The following is a 22394-nucleotide window of genomic DNA, read 5'->3' as shown; positions in this document are numbered from 1 at the left end:
GGGTAAGGATGTGGCCCCGGTTGTGGCCCGGGCCCCGGATGCGGCCCCGGCTCAGGATGAGGTCCTGGTTGTGGATGGGGTTGCGGATGGGGCTCCGGGTGCGGTGGCATCGGCCGTGGTACAGGCATCGGGCGCGGCGCCGGCATGGGCGGGCGATAACCGCCACCGCCGCCATGGGGCACCACAAACGTGCGTGCGCCACCACCGCCGCGCAGTTGCCAGGCCTGGGCCGCCAGCGGATCGAACAGCGTCAGCAGCAAAGTCGCGGTCAGCACCGCCGCCATGCTTTTCATGGCTGTTCTCCCTGAGGCTCCAACTGTTGCAGGGGCACCGCGCGGGCGCCGGCCGGCGGGGTGAACTCAAAGTCGGCAGGCTTGGGCGGGCTGTTGAGCTGCCACAGGTAGTTGACGCTGTGCCGAGGGTGTTCGGCGGTGTCGCGGCGGCTGATCACCAATCGGCAGGGCAGCGGTTGCGCGCCCTGGCGAATCCACAATTGCCAGTCGATGTCCGGCTGGCGATAGGCGTAGTGGGTGCAGGTCTGGCCGTCGATGGTTTCACTGCCGATCAGTACGGCGTTGCTGATGCCCACCTCCTTGGCGGTGCCGGGATGCCAGCGGAACAGGTCGGCCAGGGGCAGCTCGATGCCATAACGTTCACTCAGCTGGTCGAGCAACCCGCCGATATTCGCCGGTGCCGCCTGGTTGGCGAAGTAACCGCTGCGGCTGTCGTACAGGGTGAAGCGCTGGCCGTTGTAGAACAGGCTGCGGCGCTCACCGTCGCTTTCCACCGAGACTTGCAGCTTGTCCGGCTGCATCGCTGCAAGGCGGGTCTGGTGACTGAACTCGATGGTCTGGCCGTTCTCCAGCACCTGGTCGGTGTGGCTGTGGGCGTCGATGCGAAACTGCTGCAGGCTGCGCAGGTAGCCACCCATCTGCTCCAGGGCGGTGAGGGCCTTGGGTTCCAGCTCGTCGGCCAAAACGGTGTGAGGGGTGAGCAGCAAGCCTGCCAGCAATAGACGCGCGAGATGAATACGGGACATGGCGCACTCCGTTCACTCCGTGAAGGTGGCTCTCACCAGACGTACTGCAGGCGGAAGGTCCAGGTGTTCACATCGGGTGAACCGGTGCGCTCGGAGACCGTGTCGTTATAGGCGATCAGGCCGCCAAACTGGGGTGACAACATAAAACCCAGGCTGGCGCCCAGCAGGCCGTTTTCCTGTTTGTTGTCTTGCCAGTCGCCGTCGATCCTGCTTTCGCCGCCGCGGTTGTAGGTGGCGTCCAGCGACACCCAGAGTGCGCGGTTGATGGTGTAGCTGTAGTGACCCTCGATGGCATACAGCGGCTTTTGTTCCAGCTTGCTGTCGCCGTGGTAATCCTTGTTGTCGCCAAACAGCGACACGTAGGTGTTGATTTCCAGCCAGGTCGGGCCAATCGGGGTGCCGAAGCCCAGTTCGGGCTTGAACACCCAGCGGTTGGAGCCGATGTTGATGATGCGGTCTTTATCGTAGTCGCCGGTGGGCATGGTCATCCACAGCGCACCGGTGAGGAACGTCTCGGGCTTCCAACTGGCGAATTCCTCGGCGGTCAATGCCGGGCCACCGAAGATGTTATGGGCGAACACAATCTGCGTGTCGCCCATGCCACCGTTGCGCTTGGTCCCACTGAAAAACTGGGCGTTGTCGAACGACGCCGAAACGTCGGCGTACGGCTGGATAAACTGGATGGCGCTGTTGCGCCCGTCGATGCCGAAGGAACGGGCGTAGCGGAACAGGTAGAGGTCGGCGTTCAACGACAGGCCGTTGATGGGCAATGTCGTGTCGATCGGGGTGTTGGTGTCGACCCGGTTGTAGTAGCCGAACACCATGTTCAGATCCGTCGGGGTGTTCTGCCAATCCCTGGCATTGTCGGCAAACCCTATCCCTGGCATCAGTGCCAGCGTGGCGGCGGTAAACGCACTCAATTGACTACGTGAAACCATGGCTCTACTCCTTGTAAATGCCTGATGTCAGGGTGCAGCGGTACTACGTGACCAGGCGCTATTTGATCGGTGTGAGCGGTGGCAGCTTCCATTGGCCGTTGCCCACTTCGGGCTTGGGCAGGTAAATGCGCAATACCGCGTAGAACGGGCCGGGCGGTGCTGGCAGCCAGTTGCTTTGTTCGGCTTTCGGTGGCTCGTGGTGGGCCACCAGCAGCGTCAGGCCGCCATCGGCATCGAGCTTGAAGTTGGGCAGCATCCGCGAGTTGAGCAGGTAGCGTTTCTTCAGGTTCGGCACCAGCAGCTTGGTCTTGGCGTCGTACATGGTCAGCGACCAGAACGCATCGGCGGGTGGCAGTTGGCCCTTGTCGAAATGCAGGGTGTAGCTGTGGCGTGCGCCGTTGGCCGGTTTGCCCTCGCTGTCGACGAAGTAGCTCAGGTAGGCGGCTTCATCGGTGGAGTTGCCGAAGATGCCCATGTTGGCGCCGGCGTAGCGGTACAGGTAATTGTTCTGCAGGTGATCGCGGCTGCCGAACAGGTCACCGCTGGTAACCTGGTGCGTATCGACCTTGTCTTTTTTGAACGCCGCAAACTCGGCCTTGCCGTCGGCTATGCCGTCTTCCAGGGCCTTGCGTTGCTCGACGGTGAGAGCCTTGAGGTCAAACGGCTTGCCGGCTTCGACGCCGATCCTGGCAAAACGCGCCAGCACGTCTTTCTCGCTGTCCTGAGGCGCCGCATAGCCCAGCATGAAGTTCAGGTAGCGGAACAGGTGCACGCTGTCGCTCATGTTCGGGGTGGGCTTGGGCCAGGCGATTTTCGGCGGCTTGGTCGGTTTCGGCTGGTTCACATAGTTGCTGAGGGTCTGGACCTTGTAGCCGCCCTGGATCTGCTTGACCTTGGCCAGGTCCTTGTCATCGAACAATTGCGTGCGGTACAGCGCGTAGGCGATGTTGCTTTCGCTGTACACGACGCGGTCGATATTGGTGGGCTGCTGACCTTTCCAGCCGGGGCCGGCGATCATGTAGTGACCACCGTTGTTGCCGGTGCTGCGGGTGCCCAGGTAGCCGAAGTTCTGGGTGTAGAGGTCGATCAACTGCACCGAGTAGTAGCGGTTGTCCTCGATCTTCGGCAGGGTCAGCACCACCGGCTCGGCGCGCAGGTCGAGCCAGACGAAGGAGTAGGGCGTGTCCGAATTCGGTGTAACGAACGCAGTGTCCTTGGGCGTGAACACCTGCGCGGTGTTGCCGATATGGTTGAACGGCGCCTTGTAGTTCGGCCCGGTCTTGTCGACGGCCTGGGTGTAGAGGGTCTTGTACATCTCCACCACGGGGAAGCCATAAAGGTAGGCTTCCTTGGCGATGGCCCTGGCTTCACTCGGCGTAGCGGTGAAATCGGCCCAGGCGCCGGTGCTCATGAGAATCGAGAGGCTCGCCAACAGCAGGCGCGTCGGTTTTCGAATCATGTTGTTGCGTCCTTACTGAATCAGTCGGATATCGTCGAGTTTCCAGCTTTTATCGAAGTAGGCTTCAGTCGGCGCGTACAGTCGGAAATAGCTGAACCAGTGTTTGCCGGGCAGAGTTTGCACCCAGTTGCTCTCGAAGTCTTTTGGCGCGTGCGGTCCGAAGTAAAGATCTATCGATCCGTCGGCATTTTTCTTCAAATCCTGGCGTGAAGACAGGTCCGCTTTACGCTGTGGGTTGTCGATCAGGCAGCGGCTGTCGATGTCATACACGGTCATCGACCAGAACTGTTTGGCCGGCGGGTTGGCGCCGACATGCAGGGTGTAGGCCTTGCCGCCGTCGAGCCATTGGCCCTTGTTGTCGGTATAGGCGCCGAGGTACGTCTGGCCCAGGCCGGGGGTCTTGGAAACCATGCCTTTGGTGTTGGTGACCGCTTCATAGAACCAGGCGCTGCGTTCCCAGAGCTGGTCATAGTAGGTAACGCGCTGGGACGGTTCGGCGATGTTGAGCACGGTGTCCCACTGCCGGTCTTTCCAGTACTGGGCCTGGGGGAAGCGTTTGGCGAAGGCATTGGCCTTGGCAATCAACTCGCCCATTTGTGCGCCTTGCTCCAGGGCCTGGCGTTGGCGGTCGTTGGGGTTGAACGGCTTGTCCTTTTCGATGCCCAGGCTGGACAACATGGCCATATAGAAGCGGTCACGCTCGTTGACCGGTTCTTTCTGGATAATCCCGTGCAGCCGTTCCCAGTAGGCCATGCCGCGCGGCTGGGTGCCGGACCAGGGCTTGCCGCCGGGAGACAGTAAGCGGGTTTTCGCCGGGTTGGCGCGCTGGGCGTAGGGGTACATCCTGAATTGCTCAACCAGCGCCTTGCCCTTGGCCGGGTCGGGGTCGAGTACGCGAAAACCCACCAGCACGTTCATGGTTTCCGATTTGGCCAGGTAATACTTGCCGGCATCTGCGGGTGGCTCCTGGCCGGGTGGCAACACCAGGTACTTGCCGCCCTTGCCCAGGTCGGGGCCGGTCTGGCCCATGTCGATGATCGCCCGTTGCCAGAAGTCGCCAATCCCGCCGGCCGTGGGGCCTGGCGGCAGTTCGATCACCAGCGGGCCGGTCTCGTTGAGGTCGACGAAGCCGAGGATATACGGTGTGGTGGCGTTGGCCGTGATCACGCCGAGCTTGTCTTCGTAGGTGGTCAGTACCATCAAATCGCCGCTGCGTGCGCCAAGCTTGGTGCTGAATTCGTCCTGCCATTGGGCGTAGGACACCAGCGGCAGGGCCCAGAGAAAACTCTGGGTAGCCTGCTGGAAATCCAGCTCGCCATACAGTTTGGCGATTTCGCTGTGGGCCGGCAGTTCACCTTCCATGGTGATCGGGCCGATGCGGGTGTCCAGGGTCTGTGCCTGTACAGCGGCGGTCAGGGTTAACAGGCAGAACCCGGCACTACGAATCAGAACACGCATAAAATATCCTTATTTCCCAAACGTGACGTTGATCCCGGCAAACAGGGTGAACTGCGGCAGGCCATCGCCTTTGCGGGCCACGGTCCATTGCGGTTCGAGGTAGGCGTTGAGGATGTTGCTGCCGGATTTCCAGGCTTTGCCGGCACCGAACCCGATAGGGATGTAATGGGTGTCGTTTTTCAGGTCGAACGTCCAGGTGCCGGTAGAGCGCAGGTACCAGCCCTTGGGCAGGTTGTGAATGATGAACGGCTGGAAGGTCGCGCTTTCGACATGGGCGCGGTCACTGTCCCCGGCAAACGAGCTTTGGTATTGCACCAGTGCGCCGAGCAAGCCGCGGGGCGAGGCGTCGATGGCCACCGCCGCCAGTCCGGCCTGCCACTTGCCGGTGCCCAATTCATCGTGCTCGGCGGTAGGTGCGGTGATTTGCGGGCCGATGCCCAACTGCACGCCATCGGTCTTGAGCAGGAAGATATCGAACAGGTTCAGGTCGCCGATCCCGGTGGTGTAGCCACTATGGGGGTCGGGGCGCGTACTGATGGGCAGGGTGGCACGTAGTAACTGAGGGACACCGATGAAATCCGATGGCGCAATCGGCAATGTGCCGCGCAGCAGCGTGTCATTGGTGTGGGCGTTGCTGTCGAACAGCCTGGGCGTGTAGTAATCCTGCAGGTTCGCTCCCGGCGCGAGGTTCAGCGGGTTGTTACTCTTGTTGGCGGTGTCGGCGTTGTCGGCCTGGGCCGAAATCACAGGCAACACCGAAGCCACCAGCACAACTGCTGGAAAATACGATGACTTGAGCATGACCACTCCCCAATTCCCTGGTGATGTTCCCGATAGCGCGTTTGCGAAGGCTAGGGGGCTGTCCTTATTCACTATTACGTGTAGGACATGTCGTTTGACGCTAGCAGTAAATTCCGCACTCGCTAGTCAATCGAAAGAATTAGTTGTTTGCTGTGGTCGCGATCACGGAGGCGTCCGCTGGGCGCAGACTGCATTGGAATGCCGTCACTGTGTAACGGCATTGGGGAATAGGGGGCTTCAGCAGACGGGCAGTATGGATTTGACCTTGTCACGCAACTGATCAATCGAGAACGGCTTGCCGATCACCTGCATGTCGGCTGGCGAATCGATATTTTCGGCATAACCGCTGGCGAACAGGATGGGCAGGGCGGGGCGTATTTCACGGGCCTTGAGGGCCAGTTGCTTGCCGTCCATGTCCGGCAGGCCGACGTCGGTCATCATCAGGTCGATGGTCTGGTCGGTGTCTTGAACTATTTTCAAGGCTTCTTCGGCATCGGCCGCTTCAAGCACTTGGTACTCCAGCTCTTCGAGGACATCGACGATCAACATGCGCACGATGGCGTCGTCTTCGACTACAAGGATGGTGGAGGGGGCGGCTGACATAGTGGAGGTTCCCGAACAGTGGAAGGGGCAGGTCTTGGGCAATGGGAAGACCGTTTTCATCCTGAGTATTGTCGGTCCCGGCAAGTTCCCCAGATAAGCAAAACATTGTGCCGGTAACGGCTACAAATGTCGCGTATCACCGCCACTCACTTGCCAGGGGCTTGCTGGAACAACCAGCAAGCCCCGGCCATGGTCTCAAGCTGCCGGTTTTATCGGTTAAAGGGATCCGTACACCAACCCATGGACCCGGCTCTGGTTCTCGCTTGCCTTGAAGGTGCTGACCGTATATTCCGGGTTTGTCGGCGTCCCAAACGCTCCCGGGATAAGCTGCGCCTTACTGTTGGCCAGCGATTCCTTCATTCCTTTTTTCATGGCGTCCTCGGTCGGAAAATTGACCAATCCGAAATTGGGGTCGAAATAGAACCATTTTCGCGTGCCGCCTTCCACGATCACTCCCGCTGTCATCGCGTGGACGGGCGTGGCGATGATGAGTGTCTTGGACGTCGTCGCGTTGGCCAGGTCATCGATGATGGCCTGATAGGACTTTTGCGTGACGACTTCAGCCGAGTGCGGTCGCTTTCTGAAGTGATCCTGGGCTTCGCTCATGTCCTTGATGAACCTCGCCGATTTTGGGTTGGTTTCCTTGGTTGCCGCTGCAATGAAAAGCTTGTCGATGTACTCGTCCTGTTTTCCAACGGACACGGCGTAGGCCATTGCGTTGGCTAACACGCCACATTCGCCTCCGGTCACCGTGTCCACCTGGCTCAAATAGAAATTCTGGGGCATGCCCCGGAGCTTGATGCCGGGGATGCGCTCAATTTCGGCTTTGTAGAACTCATAGTTTTTAAGGCCGACTTCTGATCGCTTTTTGCCTATTGACTGTGCCAGGGCGCCGATTTCTTCGGGGCTTCGATTCGGCTTAAGTGCCAGTTCCATGAGCTCTGCGATATCCATGGAGCCCGAGTAGCCCGGGATGTCATCCACTACCCCGTTGTTATAGCCACGCATATACGCATCGTGGCTCGTTGTTCTGGCGTGTTCCTGCGTAGCCTTGAATGAGTTGGATAATTGCTTGGAGGGTGTGTTTTGCGCCTTGGTGGCCGGCCCTCCGACAAAGTACTCCCAGAAGCTTTCAACGTTGTCCTGGACCGACACGGTCTGTGGCGTGAACCCCTTCAGCGGTGGGCCATAGGGTTGTTTCTTGAGGGCGTCGTACGCGTACCATTCGCCCTTGTTCAATACAGCGGAGGCTTCGACGGTTTGATCCGCCAGCTTGATGGTGCCGATTGCCGCGACGCCATGTTCCTTGCCGGCGGCTTTCAACAGGTCATGGCTGCCGGCTGCCCCCTTGAGTTTGTTTAGCCCGTTAATGCTTTTTTCGACTACAAACTTGCCGCCCCGGTTAATCAGTCCTGCGCCTCCCAGAAGCAAATCGCCCAAGCCGCCCACCGGGTTCAAGGCGCCGATGGTGGCGACACCGATCTTTTTGGCAACATTCAGCGCCTTGGCGCCTGCACTGAGGGCTTTTGTGCCCGCCTGGGCCGCTTTGGACGAACCCAGGCTGACAAAGCCCAGCAGGTCCAGCTGGAGGTCAATCGCCCCCTCCAGGTAATTACCCTTGGTAAAGTTGGCAATCGCTGACTTGAAGGGAATGAGGTCCAGGAAGAAATGGGTCACCTTCAACTCGGTTTCCATTTGCTTTTCGTAGGTCGTGGCGCCCTTGGCTTGCTTGACGACATCCTCGTTGCCCAGGTCGAGGTTTTCGACAAATGCATCCGCGATGTACTGGGTACGGGCGGTGGCAAAGCTGTTGGGAGGCAGTGGGTTCGTGTCTGTACTGGCTGAGCGCTCGGGCTCACTGGCCTCTGAAGCGTCGAATTTTTTTATTCTGTTTTCCTCGATCGCCAGTTCCCAGGTACTCGCAGAGAAATCCTGGGGCGTTACTTTTTTGATGCTGCCGTTTTTTATGTCCAGCCTATAGGTAACAGGTTCCGTGCCACCCTCTACCTGTATCAGCAGCTCATTTTTAATCGGTTTGAAAAGCGAGGTGACCAGGTTTGGGCCCAATTGATAAACAGAGGGCTGGTAAAAAGTGAGGTTGCCCTGCTCGATGTTTTTTCGATCTTCCAGCGGCAGGCTGGCGATCAGGTGCTTTACGGTGGTGACAACCCCGTCGTTCAACGACTTGATCGACGCTTCAAACTGCTTTTGAAATGTCGCGTTTACGTCGAACTTGAGCGACTGGCCTTCCAGTGCCTGGGTGATGTCTGGATCCTTGGATTCCCAGGTGTAATCGCCCAAGCCACTCATGGCGATGTCCAGCAACGAATGCAGGCCCGCAGGTGCGCGGTTAGGGTCGTAGAGCGGTACGCCAAACTGTTGTTGGCGGGTGTCCTTCACCGTCAGGGCCTTTTTTTCAAACGGCACATCCTCGCCAAATCGCTCTTTGAGCTGGGCCAGTGCAATGGCCTTGCGGCTCGGGATATCGGTCTCCAGCAGGGTGGAGGCCTTCATGCGTTCATCCACCTGCTGAGTGAACTCGACGCGTATCGCTTCCAGCTGGTCGGGGCTGTAGGCATCGTCGGGTTGTTTGCTGATAACGCCGTTGGCCACGGCCCAATCAATCAGCGCTGCCCTCTGTGCGCTTTGGGTCACGGCGGGCTCGGCGAGTGCAGCGCTTTCGGCCTTGAGCATCACTTGGGCGAAAGTCATGTTCGGTACCGAGCCCGGCGACTGCGCTTCAATCGACGCCGCTGCAACCGCCAGGTTGACCCAGGCCGGGCTGCCATAGGTCACGCTGGCCGGGATGTCTTTGATCAGGAACTCCGGGGCTGTTCTTGCCAGCAATACGTAAGCACCCGCCTGGGCCATCTCGGGGCTCGTTCTGCCCTCGCTCGACAGGTGTGCGCTCAGCCCGTTGACGATGGCAGAGGCCGGCTTGCCCCAATGTTCTTCACTGGCCACGTCGAAACCGGCCAGTTTGTTCCGTTGAGGCGCCTGGACTGACTCGGGATCCATCTGTGCACTGATGGCGGCCAGCAGGTAGTCGTAATGGCTGTTCTTGGTCTCGATACCATTCAGCCCGCGCTGCAGGGCCTGGCCCATCAGTTGGCCTTCGGGCGAGCTTAAAAGAAACTCGAGGATCTTCGCCGGGTCGTTCAAGGCGGCCGCAGGAATGGGATTCTGGTACGCGAGAAAGTCCAGGACGCTCTTTGTCTGCGTGACTTGCGGCTGATCGCCGAGGTGGTGGGCGTGGTTCATCGCAAGCAGGCGCAACTGAGTTTGCTGGTTCTGGTCCAGCGGTGCAGGCCAGGACAAGGCACCGCCCAGGTCACCGAAAGGGTGGGCGGCGATCCTGACGATCGCTTCCAGTTTCAGCTTGAGCAACTCGGCCTTGGAGGTTGGCAGAGGCACCCCGTTGGCATTCAGGAATGCCTCCAGGCTTTGGTTGACCCTGGTCCCCATGTCCAGGGTGTTGTGATGGGACGAGTCCGGATGAATGGCCATTTGTGTGAGCTTCAGGACGGACTGTACATAGGGGGCGGTGTCGTAGTCTTGCAGGGCCGGGGCTGCGAGGTTGATGGCGTCCAGCAGGTTCTGCCAGTTCTGCCGGTCGGCCATGGGCTGTTTCAGCACATCGGAGCGGCTGGCGGCTGATGCTGGCGCTGCTGCAACGGCAGGGGGCGTGGCTGGCTGGGGGCTCAGGGACGATGCCCCGGAAGCAGGGGAGGAAAAGAATTGGGGCGCAGGCTGTTGCACGGAGAGGTGGCTGACATTTTGCATCGGTGGGTACCTGTTTTATTAGGAGATACGCGCCTTTTCCGAGGAGGTTCCCTGTTCCCCACGGCACCCCTTTGGGTGGGGCGGCCCACACACAACGTTCCAGGCTCACTTCGGTTCCCATGTAAGAAGGAAAGTCAATTGCCAAGTGTTAAAAACACATCCATTCGTCTATTTATCAATGGGTTATGTAATCCATGTCGCTACGGGTAGCAGAAAAATAGCGCTCAGGCGCAACTTTGGGGCAAACTCCTCGTTTTTCCGTATTGGCCAAGGCATGCCCATGACTCCCGCGTCGTCTGTCGATGAGAAAAGCTTCCGTAAATTGCTGGGCCGCAACGTGGCACTGCCGTTGGGCGTTGGCGTGCTCAGCGCGGTGTTTTTCGTCGTTCTGATCACCTACCTGTTGTCGGTGATCCAGTGGGTCGAACACACCGACCGGGTAATCAACAATCTCAACGAAACCTCGAAACTGACCGTGGACCTGGAAACCGGCATGCGCGGCTTCCTGATTACCGGTGACGAGCATTTCCTCGACCCGTACGAAGTGGCCAAGCCGCGGATCATTTCCGACTTGCGCAACTTGCAGGCACTGGTGGCGGACAATCCGGAGCAGGTGGACCGGCTCAAGCGTCTGGAGTCGTTGCAACAGGCGTGGAACACCTACGCCCAGTCGATGATTGACATGCAGCGGCAAAACGGCGATTACCGCACCGCCGTGAAAGCCGGGCGTGGCAAGAGCCTGACGGACGAGATTCGCAAGGAGTACGACCGGGCGGTGGCGATGGAGCAACAGTTCCGCATCACCCGCAATGAAGACGTTACCCGCACCACGATCATCAGCGTCACCTTGTACCTGGTGTTTGTGCTCGGCCTGAGTGGCTTCCTGGCGTATGTCGGCCGAAAGAATCTTCTAGAACTTTCAAACAGTTACAGCGAAAACCTGATGTCGCAGCAGAGGATCGCCAAGCGCCTCGAGCAGCAAGCCTGGTTGCGCAACGGCCAGACCGAGCTGGCCGAGCAGGTCCTTGGCCAACTGACGCTGAACCTGCTGGGGCGCAACATTTTGCAGTTCTTTGCCCAGTACATGGGCTCGGCGGTGGCGGCGTTGTACGTGCGTGAAGAGCACGGCGGCCTCACACGCGTGGCTACCTATGGCTTCTCCCGCGAGCAGGAGCAGCAGGAACAGTCGATCTACAACGACGAAGGCATCGTCGGCCAATCGGCCCGGCAGGACCGCCTGATTCGCCTGGACGATGTGCCGGTGGATTACTTCAAGGTCAGTTCCGGCCTCGGCGAAGGTTCGACCCGCAGCGTGCTGGTGGTACCGACCAGCGATGATGGCCGGGTCAACGGGGTGATCGAACTGGGTTTCCTGCGTGCACTCGATGACCGTGATGTCGAACTGCTGGAGTTGATTGCCGACAACATCGGCACCTCCATCGAAGCCGCGCGTTATCGCCAGCGCCTGCAAGAAGTGCTGGCCGAAACCCAGCAGCTCAATGAAGAGCTGCAAGTGCAGCAGGAAGAGCTCAAGACGGCCAACGAAGAGCTGGAAGAACAGTCGCGCATCCTCAAGGAGTCCCAGGCCCACCTGGAAACCCAACAGGCGGAGCTGGAACAGACCAACGAACAATTGGCCGAACAGACCCAGACCCTGGCCGAGCAGCGCGATGCCATGGACCAGAAGAACGTCCAGCTCAACCGCGTACAGATCGAGCTGGAAGAGCGCGCCGACGAGTTGCAGCGCTCCAGCAAGTACAAGTCCGAATTCCTCGCCAACATGTCCCACGAGCTGCGCACGCCGCTGAACAGCTCGTTGATCCTGGCCAAGTTGCTGGCGGAGAACCCCCAGGAAAACCTCAGCGCCGAACAGGTCAAGTTCGCCGAGTCGATCTACTCGGCCGGTAACGACTTGCTCAACCTGATCAATGACATCCTCGATATCTCCAAGGTCGAAGCCGGTAAGCTGGAAATGCGCCCGGAGAACACCAGCGTTGCGCGCCTGGTGGATGGGCTGCGCGGCATGTTCGAGCCGCTGGCGGCCGACCGCAAGCTCGGGTTCCAGGTGGAGGTGCAGGAAGGCTCGCCACACATGCTGTTCACCGACCGCCAGCGCCTGGAGCAGATTCTGAAGAACCTGCTGTCCAACGCCATCAAGTTCACCGAGAAAGGTGAGGTCAGCCTGTCGGTATCCCGGGCACCGGGGGAGGGCATCGCCTTTACCGTACGCGACTCGGGGATTGGCATCGCCCCGGACCAGCAGGAAAGCATCTTCGAGGCCTTCCGCCAGGCCGATGGCACCACCAACCGTCGTTACGGCGGCACCGGCCTGGGCCTGTCGATTTCCCGGGACCTGGCGAACCTGCTGGGCGGCTATATCAGCGTCACCAGCGAACCTGGCCAGGGCAGTATCTTTACCCTGGTGGTGCCCGAGCACTATGTAGAGCGTGACGAAGACACCCCCGCGCTGGAACAGTCGCGCGCGGTGGCCCCTGCGCCTGCACCGGCGCCGATCAAGGTGTCGCCGATGCCGATCGCCCACGAAGCGCAGATTCCGCGCTTTATCGATGACCGCGACAAGGCTCCGTTCGCCACGCGTTGCATCCTGGTGGTGGAAGATGAGCCCAACTTTGCCCGCATCCTCTTCGACCTCGCCCATGAACTGGGTTACCACTGCCTGGTGGCCCATGGCGCAGACGAAGGCTACGCCCTGGCGGAACAGTACATTCCCGACGCGATCCTGCTGGACATGCGCCTGCCGGACCATTCCGGCCTGACCGTGCTGCAACGTCTCAAGGAACATGCCGGGACCCGCCATATCCCGGTGCACGTGATTTCCGTGGAGGACCGCGTCGAAGCCGCCATGCACATGGGCGCCGTGGGCTATGCAGTCAAGCCGACCACCCGCGAAGAGCTCAAGGATGTGTTCGCCCGCCTGGAAGCCAAGCTGACTCAGAAGGTCAAGCGTGTGCTGCTGGTGGAAGACGATGACCTTCAGCGAGACAGCATTGCCCGCCTGATCGGCGACGATGATATCGAGATCACCGCCGTAGGCTTCGCCCAGGAGGCCCTGGACCTGCTGCGCACCCACATCTACGACTGCATGATCATCGATCTCAAGCTGCCGGACATGCTCGGCAACGAGCTGCTCAAGCGCATGTCCATCGAGGACATCTGCTCGTTCCCGCCGGTGATCGTCTACACCGGGCGCAACCTGACCCGCGATGAAGAGGCCGAACTGCGCAAGTATTCGCGCTCGATCATCATCAAGGGCGCGCGTTCCCCCGAGCGCCTGCTGGACGAGGTGACACTCTTTCTGCACAAAGTCGAATCGCAGTTGTCCCATGAACGCCAGACAATGCTCAGGACTGCCCGCAGCCGCGACAAGGTGTTCGAGGGCCGCAAGATCCTGCTGGTGGATGACGATGTACGCAATATCTTCGCCCTGACCAGTGCCCTGGAGCACAAGGGCGCGATTGTCGTGATCGGCCGTAATGGCCGCGAGGCGATCGAGAAACTCAATGAAGTCGATGACATCGACCTGGTACTGATGGACGTGATGATGCCGGAGATGGACGGGTACGAGGCCACCGCCTTGATCCGCCAGGACCCGCGCTGGCGCAAGCTGCCGATCATCGCGGTGACGGCCAAGGCCATGAAGGACGATCAGGAGCGCTGCCTGGCGGCAGGCTCCAACGATTACCTGGCCAAGCCCATCGACCTGGACCGGTTGTTTTCATTGATTCGCGTGTGGCTACCCAAGATGGAACGGATTTAATTGGAACGAAGCACTGACATCGAACTGCGCTTGTTGATTGAGGCGATTTACCTCAAGTACAGCTACGACTTTCGCGACTACTCCGGCGCTTCGGTCAAGCGCCGCGTGGCCCATGCGTTGCGTCAGTTCGACTGCGCCACCATCTCGGCCTTGCAGGAACGGGTGCTGCATGACCCGACGGCGTTCATGCAGTTGCTGCAGTTCCTGACGATTCCGGTCAGCGAAATGTTTCGCGATCCCTCGCACTTCCTGGCGATTCGCAAGGAAGTGGTGCCGCTGCTCAAGACCTACCCGTCGATCAAGATCTGGATCGCGGGCTGCAGTACCGGGGAGGAGGTGTATTCCATGGCCATCCTGTTGCGTGAGGAAGGCCTGCTGGAACGCACCATCATCTACGCCACCGACATCAATCCCCGGTCCCTGGAAAAAGCCAAGCAGGGGATCTTTTCCCTCGAGAACATCCGCGCCTATACCCACAACTACCAACAGGCCGGTGGCCAGCGTTCGTTTGCCGATTACTACACGGCGGCTTACGATCATGCGATCTTCGACAAGACCCTGCGGGAGAACGTGACGTTTGCCGATCACAGCCTGGCGACCGATAGCGTGTTTTCCGAAACTCAATTAATTTCCTGTCGCAACGTATTGATTTACTTCAATAAAAAGTTGCAGGATCGGGCGTTTGGATTGTTCCATGAGTCGCTGTGTCACCGCGGCTTCCTGGTGCTGGGCAGCAAGGAAACCCTGGATTTTTCCGCCTACAGCAAACAGTTCGAACCCCTGGTCAAGCAAGAACGGATCTACCGAAAATTATGAATGAAGCTACTGCCAGCCCGGTATCCGGGATCGAGGCCATTGTGATCGGCGCTTCCGCAGGCGGTGTCGAGGCATTGCTGAGCATTTTTGGCGAGCTGCCGGCGAGCTTCGGCCTGCCGATCATTACCGTGCTGCATTTGCCCGACGAGCGCCGCAGCCAGTTGGCGGAAGTGTTTGACCGACGCGTATCGATGAAGGTGGTGGAGGCCCGCGACAAGGAAGTGATCCAGCCCGGTACCCTGTATTTTGCCGGCCCCGGTTATCACCTGTCGGTGGAGCACGACCGCAGCCTGTCACTGAGCCAGGAGGACCGCGTGCACCATTCCCGCCCGGCAATCGACTACCTGTTTGATTCAGCCGCCGATGTCTACGGCAAGGGCTTGCTGGCGATTTTGCTGACGGGGGCCAACCAGGACGGCGCCCGGGGCCTGGCCCACGTCAAGCAGAGCGGCGGTACCACGGTGGTGCAGGACCCTTTGGAGGCCCGCGTCGCCGTGATGCCCCGGGCCGCCCTGGCGCTGCATGAACCTGACCATATCCTCACCTTGAGCCGCATCGGCACCTTGCTGGCTTCCCTGGAATCCTCCCCATGTTAAGTACTGTCCAGGCCAAACTGCTGATCGTCGACGATCTGCCGGAAAACCTGCTGGCCCTTGAAGCGCTGATCAAGCGCGAGGACCGCCAGGTCTATAAGGCATTGAGCGCCGACGAGGCCTTGTCGTTGCTGCTGGAGCACGAGTTCGCCATGGCCATTCTCGACGTGCAGATGCCGGGCATGAACGGCTTCGAGCTGGCCGAGCTGATGCGCGGCACCGAAAAGACCAAGAACATTCCCATCGTGTTTGTCAGCGCTGCCGGCCGTGAGCTCAACTATGCGTTCAAGGGCTACGAAAGCGGCGCCGTGGATTTCCTGCACAAGCCGCTGGATATCCACGCGGTCAAGAGCAAGGTCAACGTATTCGTTGACCTGTACCGCCAGAGCAAGGCGATGAAGCAGCAGGTTGAAGCCCTGGAGCAAAGCCGGCGCGAGCAGGAAGCCTTGCTCACGCGCTTGCAGGCCACCCAGTCCGAACTGGAGCAGGCCGTGCGCATGCGCGATGACTTCATGTCGATCGTCGCCCACGAAGTGCGCACGCCCCTCAACGGGCTGATCCTGGAAACCCAGCTGCGCAAGATGCACCTTGCCCGGGACAACGCCGCGGCGTTTACCCTGGACAAGATGCATGCCATGGTCGACCGCGATGAGCGGCAGATCCAGAGCCTGATCCGCCTGATCGAAGACATGCTCGACGTGTCGCGCATTCGCACGGGCAAGCTGTCGATCCGCCCCGGTCGCTTTGACCTCACGCAACTGGTGCACAACCTGCTGGAAAATTTTGCGCCGCAGGTGGCGGCGGCGGAGTCTTCGGTGGCCTGGGTCCAGGAAGGGCCGGTGGTAGGCAACTGGGATGAATTCCGTATCGAACAGGTGGTGTCCAACCTGTTGACCAACGCCTTGCGCTACGGGGCCAAGAGCCCGGTGGAAGTGCGGGTGTACGCCGAGCATGGCGAAGCGCGGGTAGAAGTACGTGACCACGGGATCGGCATCAGCGAAGACAACCAGAAGCGTATTTTCCAACAGTTCGAACGCGTGTCGGCCAACCATGCCGTGGCGGGCCTGGGCCTGGGGTTGTTTATCTCCGAGCAGATTATCGCGGCCCACGGCGGGACCATTGAAGTGGAAAGCCGGATAGGCGAGGGCGCGTTGTTCCGCGTCTGCCTGCCCCTGGAGGCCGGAGCATGAAATCAATCGCAAATCCGACGCAACCTCTGCGTGACCCCATGGTCGTATCAGCAGCAATTGACCGGACAAAGGCTTCCCATGAGTGAAGATGCACAAGATGTTGTACTGATCGTCGAAGATGACGAATCGATTATGTTTGTGTTGGGCGAGTACCTGGCGGGCCTGGGGTATCGGGTGTTGAAGGCGATTGACGGTGAGCAGGCGTTTGAAATCCTGGCCACCAAGCCGCACCTGGACCTGATGGTGACCGACTACCGCCTGCCTGGCGGCATTTCCGGGGTGCAGATCGCCGAGCCTGCGATCAAGCTGCGACCGGAATTGAAAGTGATCTTCATCAGCGGTTACCCGCAGGAGATTCTCGACTGCAACAGCCCGATCACGCGCAATGCGCCGATCCTGGCCAAACCGTTTGACCTGGATACGTTGCAGGAACATATCCAGCGGCTGTTGGCTTAACGTCTTGAGAAGAGGGAGCACACTCCCTCTTCAAGCCTTGATCATCTCCCTCACCTTTGCCGTCAACAGATCAAAGGTGAACGGCTTGGTGATCATCTGCATGCCCGGGTCCAGAAAACCGCCCCGTACAGCCGCATGCTCTGCATAGCCGGTAATAAACAACACCTTCAACTCGGGCCGCACCTGCCGGCCGATCTCCGCCAGTTGCCGGCCGTTCATGCCGGGCAGGCCAACGTCGCTGATCAGCAGGTCAATGCGCTGGCTGGACTCGATGATCGGCATGGCACTGTCGGCATCACCGGCTTCGACGAAGGCATAGCCCAGTTCACTCAGCACGGCGCTGACCAGCACCCGCACGGCCGGGTCGTCCTCGACGATCAGCACGGTCTCGCCGGCATTGGCGAACGGCAGCAATGCCGGGTTGAGCGGTTCATCTGCAATGACCTCGCCGACATACCTCGGCAGGAACAGGCTGACGGTGGTGCCTTGGCCCACCACGCTGTGGATCGACACATGCCCGTGGGATTGGCGCGCAAACCCGTAGATCATCGACAACCCCAGCCCGGTGCCCTGGCCGATGGGTTTGGTGGTGAAGAACGGGTCAAATGCACGGCTGATCACGCTCTCGGGCATGCCGCAACCGGTGTCGCTGACGCTCAGTTCCACATAGTCGCCAGGGGTGAGGGTGCCGTAGGCTGCGGTAAACACACTGTCCAAGTGGCGGTTGGTGGTTTCCACCACCAGTTTGCCGCCGTTGGGCATCGCATCCCGGGCATTGATGGCGAGGTTGAGCAGGGCGCTTTCCAGCTGGTTGGGGTCGGCTTCGGCGGTCCAGAGTTGCTCGGTCAGGCGGATATCCAGGGCAATGCTTTCATTCAGGCTGCGTTGCAGCAGCTCACCCATCGAACTCACCAATTGGTTGATCTGTACCGGTTTTGAATCCAGCGACTGGCGACGGGAAAACGCCAGCAAGCGGTGGGTCAGGGCGGCCGCGCGGTTGGCTGAAGTGACACCCAGGTCGATCAGGCTGTCGAGGTCTTCGGTGCGGCCCCGAGCCACGCGCCTGCGCAGCAGTTCCAGGCTGCCGATGATGCCGGTCAGCATGTTGTTGAAGTCATGGGCGATGCCGCCGGTCAATTGGCCGACGGCTTCCATTTTCTGCGATTGGCGCAACGCTTCTTCGTTATTGCGCAGCTGCGCCGTGCGTTCTTCCACCTGTTGCTCAAGGGTTTCCAGGGTGCTTTGCAGGCGCTGTTCGCTCTGGCTCAGGTCGATCAGCCGGTCGCGGGCCTCGTATTGCCGACGACGTCCGCGCAGCGCCGTGGTCACGAGGCTGATCAGGGTGATCGGGTGGAACGGACGCTCCAGGAACGTCACGTTGCCCAGCAAGGTGCTCAGGTGCGACGAGCCATTCTGTTCGCTGCCGCCGTGGTGCGTCATCAGCACAATCGGCAGGTCTGACCACGCCGGTTGCTGATGCAGGTACGTGAGCAGCGGTTCCAGGTCGATACCGCGCAGGGCTTCGGCAGCAATGACCAGCAAGCCGGCACCGTGCTCCAGCTCCTCGCAGAGCATCTGCAAATGGCTGGCGATGATGCCGTTGAAACCAGCCTCATTGAGCATCATCAACGCCAGGGAGCTGTCGCGACCCAGGGGCGCCAGAATGATCGCCCGTTCGAAAATGGCCGGCAGGCCACTCATGAACTTTCATCCTTGAGCAGCGGGTTGTCGGTGCCCATGTAGGTCGGTACGCCGCGCAATACACCCTGGAACGCATCAAGCGGTTCGCCGATGGTCATGCCACGACTGCCGATGCGGTATTCGCGAATGGTCGATTCGTGGCTGCCAGTGCGTTTCTTGATGATCGAAATAGCGCGCCGCACCTTGCCCAGCGCTTCGAAGTAACGCAGCAGGATCACGGTGTCGGCCAGATAGGTAATGTCCACCGGCGCCTGCATGTCCCCCACCAGCCCGTGCTGGGCGACGGTCATGAAGGTCGCAGCGCCACGGCGGTTGAGGTACAGCAGCAGTTCGTGCATGTGCAGGATCAACGCGTTCTCTTCCGGCATCGCGGCCTGATAGCCATTGACGCTGTCGATCACCACGGTCTTGATCCCGCGTTCGTCCACACAGCGGCGCACCCGATGGGAGAACTCGCCGGGGGACAACTCGGCGGCGTCTACCTGTTCGATCAGCAGGTTGCCGGTGGCTTGCAGGGCCTTCAGGTCGATGCCCATGTTCTTCATGCGCTCGAACAGCAGGCCCAGCTCTTCGTCAAAAATGAACAGCGCGGCTTTTTCGCCCCGGGAGACGGCCGCCGCGGCAAAGATCATCGAGATCAGCGATTTGCCGGTACCGGCCGGGCCCAGGATCAAGGTGCTGGAACCGGTCTCGATCCCGCCGCCCAACAGGGCGTCCATCTCGCGGATGCCGCTGGTGAGGGTCTGGCGGTTGTAGCCGCCACGGTGCTCGGCTGCCACCAGGCGCGGGAACACATGTACGCCGTCTTCCATGATGGTGAAGTCGTGAAAACCGCCGCGGTATTTCTGCCCACGGTATTTCACGATCCGCACGCGGCGGCGCTCGGCACCGTAGTTGGGGGTCAGTTCTTCGAGACGAATCACACCGTGGGCCACGCTGTGTACGGTCTTGTCGAGGGACTCGGTGGTCAGGTCGTCCAGCAGCAGCACGGTGGCGTCGTAGCGCACGAAGTAGTGCTTGATCGCCAGGATCTGCCGGCGATAGCGCAGGGAGCTTTGCGCCAGCAGGCGGATTTCCGAAAGGCTGTCGATCACGACGCGGGTAGGTTTGACCCGTTCCACCACTTCGAAAATCTGCCGGGTGGCTTCGCCCAGCTCAAGGTCCGAGGAATACAGGAGGCTTTGCTGGTGCTCGGCATTGAGCAGGCTTTCGGGGGGAGTCAGTTCAAAGATGTGAATGTGTTCGTCCAGGTCCCAGCCATGGGACTTGGCACCCTGGCGCAACTCGCGCTCGGTTTCCGACAGGGTGATGTACAGCGATCGTTCGCCGTTTTTTGCGCCGGCCTGGAGGAAATGCAGGGCCACGGTGGTTTTACCGGTGCCGGGTTCACCTTCCAGCAGGAACAAATGGCTACGGGAAAGCCCTCCGGCAAGAATGTCGTCCAGACCTTCAATACCGGTGGCCGCCTTTGCTGTGAACAGCTCTTTGGATGTAGACAAGAAGTGCCCTCGGGTCACAAATAAGTAGTCGGCAGCGCCGTCTGGGGCGCGCCATATTTACTTGACCTTGGCGCCGTGTGGCGGTTCAACGTTTTGTATCAAATACCGCTTTTACAGGCCCTGTTGCAGCGCCGGGTCGTCCGGATTCTGCTGTTCAAGCTGTGCCAGCAGCACCTGCACATTCTGCAACTGGCCGGTTTCCTTCCAGTAATTGACCAGCAGCACCCTGGCTTTGCGATTGGCCGGGTTGCGCTGGATGATTTCTTCCAGCTGGCGCTGGGCGGCCTCCAGTTCCTGCTGGGCGTGCAGGGTGGTGGCCAGGTCGTAGCGGTAATCCTGGTTGTTCGGTTCGAGCTCCACCGCTCGGGACAGGCTGAGCAGGGCAAAGGCGCGCTCGCCATGGTGCAGCAGCCACATGCCCAGGGCATGTTGCAGGTAGGCCGAATCGGGGTGGGCCTGCAACTGTTTGGCCAGGAGTTGGCGGGACTCGTCGACCTTGCCCTGCTTGTCCAGCAGTTCAATTTGCGCGACCACGGCTTGCAGGTTGTCCGGTTGCAGGCGCATCGCCTGCTCCAGGGCGTTTTGTGCGTCGGGCAGCAGCGCGCTGTGAATGTACAGGCGTGCCAGCTGGATCCAGCCTTCGGGGCTTTCGGGTTGGCCCTTGAGCAGCTTCACGTATTCGTCGAGCACTTGCTGCAACGGGCCGAAGTACAGGCCCAGGGTATCCGGGGACAGCCCGAGCAAGGCATTGGCCGCGGCAAACCTGACGCTTTGCTCGGGGTCATCCAGCAGTGGCCCGAGCAACAGCGTGCGCTGGCCGCTGGGCACCAGGCCGACAATGCTGTGAATCGCCGCCTCGCGCACCATTGGCGCGTCGTTGGCCAGGTCCTTGTCCGCCAGCTTGAGGGCCTGGGGGCTTGGGTAGTTGGGCAGTTCGGCATGCAGGGCGGCGCGGCGCACATCGGAGAGGTCCGGGCGGCCCAACTGTTGATACAGCACCCGGGCAGCGCCGGGTTCACCGTTGTGCGCCTGTTTCAAGGCCTTGGCGTAACCATGGGCGATGGCCGGGGGCACCACCACCGGCGTGGTGCGGGTGAAATACCAGGTGATCAGCACAATAAACAACAGGGCGCACAGGCCGACGATGGAGTAACGGCGTGACTTTGACATGCAGGCGTCCGAAAGCTGGGCAGCTAGTGCAAAGCCATCAGCTTCGGTCAGGTTATCGCGAGTGTCAAACCCGCATCACGTCAGCACGAACTCAATCGGCTCAAGGGCCGGCGGCAGCGTGGTTTCGCCGAGGGCGGCGAGAATCTCGCGCTCCAGGGTGCGCACGATGGCGTTGCAGGGCAGGTCGTTTTCGTCGAAGCCGAACGGGTCTTCGAGGTCGTCGCCGATTTCGTCCAGGCCGAAGAAGGTGTAGCTGACGATGGCGGTGAACACCGGGGTCAGCCAGCCCAGCGGCTCGGCCATGGCGAAGGGCAGCAGGATACAGAACAGGTAGATGGTGCGGTGCAGCAGCAAGGTGTAGGGGAAGGGCAGCGGGGTGTGTTTGATCCGCTCACAGGAGGCCTGGACCTGGCTCAGGCCGTACAGCCGGGTTTCCAGTTGGGTGTAGCGCCAGTCGCTGATGTGGCCCTGTTCGGCGAGGTTCGAGCAGCGGGCGCCGAGGTCTTGCAGGATGCTGTCGGGCAGGTTCGGGTGGCCGGGTTCTGGGTTGGCCCACGGTTTGATCGCCTGGCTTTCGTCTTCCAGGCGCAGGCGGGCGATCAGGCCATGGGCGAAACCGCACAGGCTGCGCAGGACGTGTTTGCGTTCGGCAGGGTTGAGGACCTGGGTTTCGCGGATCAGTGAGCGGATCTCGATGATCATCTGGCCCAGTTGTTTGCGGCCTTCCCACCAGCGGTCGTAGCAGGCGTTGTTGCGAAAACTCATGAAGATGGACAGTGACAGCCCCAGCAGTGTGAAGGGTGTGGCGTTGACCTTGGAAAAGTAGGCCGGGTGCAGGGTTTCTACCAGCACGATGACTGAGGCCAGGAGGGTGACCAGCAGGCTGCGCAGCGCAATGCGTTTGGCGATCGAGCCCTTGAGGGAGAACAGGATGCCGAGCAGGTTGGGTTTGGGACGGACGATCATGGGCGGGCTTCTTGGGTGGCGCAGGCTGTCAGGTTAGAAGCATGTTTGCGTTGCGTCCAATTGCTTGGGCTGACTGGGTGATTGGTGGGGTCTATCGGGATTGAGTACATATCCGTTTTTTCGGTGACCAGAGCGAAAGCAGAT

General features: G+C 60.3%; 16 protein-coding genes and 1 pseudogene. 5 read left to right on the top strand and 12 right to left on the bottom strand.

The annotated features are described in order from the left end of the window. From HX786_RS30160 to HX786_RS30125, 8 genes and pseudogenes are all read right to left on the bottom strand, one after another. Positions 1-293, bottom strand: a pseudogene (locus HX786_RS30160) (hypothetical protein); the annotation flags it as partial. Further along, complete coding sequence (locus HX786_RS30155) at positions 290-1039, bottom strand: DUF2092 domain-containing protein (protein WP_177042110.1); 750 nt, start codon at positions 1037-1039, stop codon at positions 290-292. The gene HX786_RS30155 and the pseudogene HX786_RS30160, both read right to left, overlap by 4 nt. A 32-nt stretch (positions 1040-1071) precedes the next feature. Then, positions 1072-1977: a transporter gene (locus HX786_RS30150; RefSeq protein ID WP_177042108.1), complete on the bottom strand. Its 906-nt coding sequence runs from the start codon at positions 1975-1977 to the stop codon at positions 1072-1074. A 58-nt stretch (positions 1978-2035) separates the two neighbouring features. Further along, a complete protein-coding gene (locus HX786_RS30145) occupies positions 2036-3436 on the bottom strand; it encodes a DUF1254 domain-containing protein (RefSeq protein ID WP_178913005.1) in 1401 nt (466 codons plus the stop codon). A gap of 12 nt (positions 3437-3448) precedes the next feature. Continuing rightward, a complete protein-coding gene (locus HX786_RS30140) occupies positions 3449-4894 on the bottom strand; it encodes a DUF1254 domain-containing protein (protein WP_178903510.1) in 1446 nt (481 codons plus the stop codon). A gap of 9 nt (positions 4895-4903) precedes the next feature. Then, the gene (locus tag HX786_RS30135) at positions 4904-5695 is read right to left on the bottom strand and encodes a hypothetical protein (protein ID WP_177067777.1); all 792 of its coding nucleotides are present in this window, start codon (positions 5693-5695) and stop codon (positions 4904-4906) included. Between the two features lie 237 nt (positions 5696-5932). Next, entirely contained in the window at positions 5933-6298 is a 366-nt protein-coding gene (locus HX786_RS30130; protein ID WP_177042100.1) for a response regulator, read from the bottom strand. Positions 6299-6514: 216 nt separating this feature from the next. Continuing rightward, on the bottom strand, positions 6515-10081 hold the full coding sequence (locus tag HX786_RS30125) for a hypothetical protein (RefSeq protein ID WP_256735339.1): 3567 nt from the start codon (positions 10079-10081) through the stop codon (positions 6515-6517). Between the two features lie 280 nt (positions 10082-10361). On the opposite strand from HX786_RS30125, the gene HX786_RS30120 reads away from it, so the two are divergent. From HX786_RS30120 to HX786_RS30100, 5 genes are all read left to right on the top strand, one after another. Continuing rightward, positions 10362-13859, top strand: coding sequence for a response regulator (locus HX786_RS30120; protein WP_178913004.1), 3498 nt, complete (start codon positions 10362-10364; stop codon positions 13857-13859). After that, positions 13860-14675, top strand: a complete 816-nt coding sequence (locus tag HX786_RS30115) for a protein-glutamate O-methyltransferase CheR (RefSeq protein ID WP_003217583.1) — start codon at positions 13860-13862, stop codon at positions 14673-14675. Continuing rightward, entirely contained in the window at positions 14672-15271 is a 600-nt protein-coding gene (locus HX786_RS30110) for a chemotaxis protein CheB (RefSeq protein ID WP_008431027.1), read from the top strand. The genes HX786_RS30115 and HX786_RS30110 overlap by 4 nt, the downstream gene beginning before the upstream one ends. Further along, the gene (locus HX786_RS30105) at positions 15265-16458 is read left to right on the top strand and encodes a hybrid sensor histidine kinase/response regulator (protein WP_178913003.1); all 1194 of its coding nucleotides are present in this window, start codon (positions 15265-15267) and stop codon (positions 16456-16458) included. Before HX786_RS30110 ends, HX786_RS30105 begins: the two co-directional genes overlap by 7 nt. Positions 16459-16536: 78 nt before the next feature. Beyond that, positions 16537-16914, top strand: coding sequence for a response regulator (locus HX786_RS30100; RefSeq protein WP_003217591.1), 378 nt, complete (start codon positions 16537-16539; stop codon positions 16912-16914). Between the two features lie 30 nt (positions 16915-16944). Here HX786_RS30100 and HX786_RS30095 read toward each other — a convergent pair whose 3' ends face one another. The 4 genes from HX786_RS30095 to HX786_RS30080 form a co-directional block, all read right to left on the bottom strand. Further along, positions 16945-18615, bottom strand: coding sequence for a response regulator (locus HX786_RS30095; RefSeq protein ID WP_177022834.1), 1671 nt, complete (start codon positions 18613-18615; stop codon positions 16945-16947). Continuing rightward, entirely contained in the window at positions 18612-20114 is a 1503-nt protein-coding gene (locus HX786_RS30090) for an ATPase domain-containing protein (RefSeq protein ID WP_178913002.1), read from the bottom strand. Before HX786_RS30090 ends, HX786_RS30095 begins: the two co-directional genes overlap by 4 nt. Positions 20115-20225: 111 nt before the next feature. Next, on the bottom strand, positions 20226-21284 hold the full coding sequence (locus tag HX786_RS30085) for a lipopolysaccharide assembly protein LapB (RefSeq protein WP_102369052.1): 1059 nt from the start codon (positions 21282-21284) through the stop codon (positions 20226-20228). A 75-nt stretch (positions 21285-21359) separates the two neighbouring features. Beyond that, positions 21360-22250: a bestrophin family protein gene (locus HX786_RS30080; protein ID WP_087693011.1), complete on the bottom strand. Its 891-nt coding sequence runs from the start codon at positions 22248-22250 to the stop codon at positions 21360-21362. Positions 22251-22394: the final 144 nt, after the last annotated feature.

The sequence above is a fragment of the Pseudomonas sp. 21615526 genome, assembly GCF_013386245.1.
Taxonomy (GTDB): Bacteria; Pseudomonadota; Gammaproteobacteria; order Pseudomonadales; family Pseudomonadaceae; genus Aquipseudomonas.
Note: the sequence above shows the minus strand (reverse complement) of the source record. Positions and strands in the feature narration are given on the sequence as shown.

What these genes read in the sequence shown, in the direction of transcription:
- HX786_RS30135 (WP_177067777.1), bottom strand. Translation starts at nt 5,695, where the DNA reads ATGCTCAAGTCATCGTATTTTCCAGCAGTTGTGCTGGTGGCTTCGGTG.
- HX786_RS30105 (WP_178913003.1), top strand. Translation starts at nt 15,265, where the DNA reads ATGTTAAGTACTGTCCAGGCCAAACTGCTGATCGTCGACGATCTGCCG.
- HX786_RS30120 (WP_178913004.1), top strand. Translation starts at nt 10,362, where the DNA reads ATGACTCCCGCGTCGTCTGTCGATGAGAAAAGCTTCCGTAAATTGCTG.
- HX786_RS30125 (WP_256735339.1), bottom strand. Translation starts at nt 10,081, where the DNA reads ATGCAAAATGTCAGCCACCTCTCCGTGCAACAGCCTGCGCCCCAATTC.
- HX786_RS30140 (WP_178903510.1), bottom strand. Translation starts at nt 4,894, where the DNA reads ATGCGTGTTCTGATTCGTAGTGCCGGGTTCTGCCTGTTAACCCTGACC.
- HX786_RS30095 (WP_177022834.1), bottom strand. Translation starts at nt 18,615, where the DNA reads ATGAGTGGCCTGCCGGCCATTTTCGAACGGGCGATCATTCTGGCGCCC.
- HX786_RS30145 (WP_178913005.1), bottom strand. Translation starts at nt 3,436, where the DNA reads ATGATTCGAAAACCGACGCGCCTGCTGTTGGCGAGCCTCTCGATTCTC.
- HX786_RS30080 (WP_087693011.1), bottom strand. Translation starts at nt 22,250, where the DNA reads ATGATCGTCCGTCCCAAACCCAACCTGCTCGGCATCCTGTTCTCCCTC.
- HX786_RS30110 (WP_008431027.1), top strand. Translation starts at nt 14,672, where the DNA reads ATGAATGAAGCTACTGCCAGCCCGGTATCCGGGATCGAGGCCATTGTG.
- HX786_RS30155 (WP_177042110.1), bottom strand. Translation starts at nt 1,039, where the DNA reads ATGTCCCGTATTCATCTCGCGCGTCTATTGCTGGCAGGCTTGCTGCTC.
- HX786_RS30150 (WP_177042108.1), bottom strand. Translation starts at nt 1,977, where the DNA reads ATGGTTTCACGTAGTCAATTGAGTGCGTTTACCGCCGCCACGCTGGCA.
- HX786_RS30100 (WP_003217591.1), top strand. Translation starts at nt 16,537, where the DNA reads ATGAGTGAAGATGCACAAGATGTTGTACTGATCGTCGAAGATGACGAA.
- HX786_RS30130 (WP_177042100.1), bottom strand. Translation starts at nt 6,298, where the DNA reads ATGTCAGCCGCCCCCTCCACCATCCTTGTAGTCGAAGACGACGCCATC.
- HX786_RS30085 (WP_102369052.1), bottom strand. Translation starts at nt 21,284, where the DNA reads ATGTCAAAGTCACGCCGTTACTCCATCGTCGGCCTGTGCGCCCTGTTG.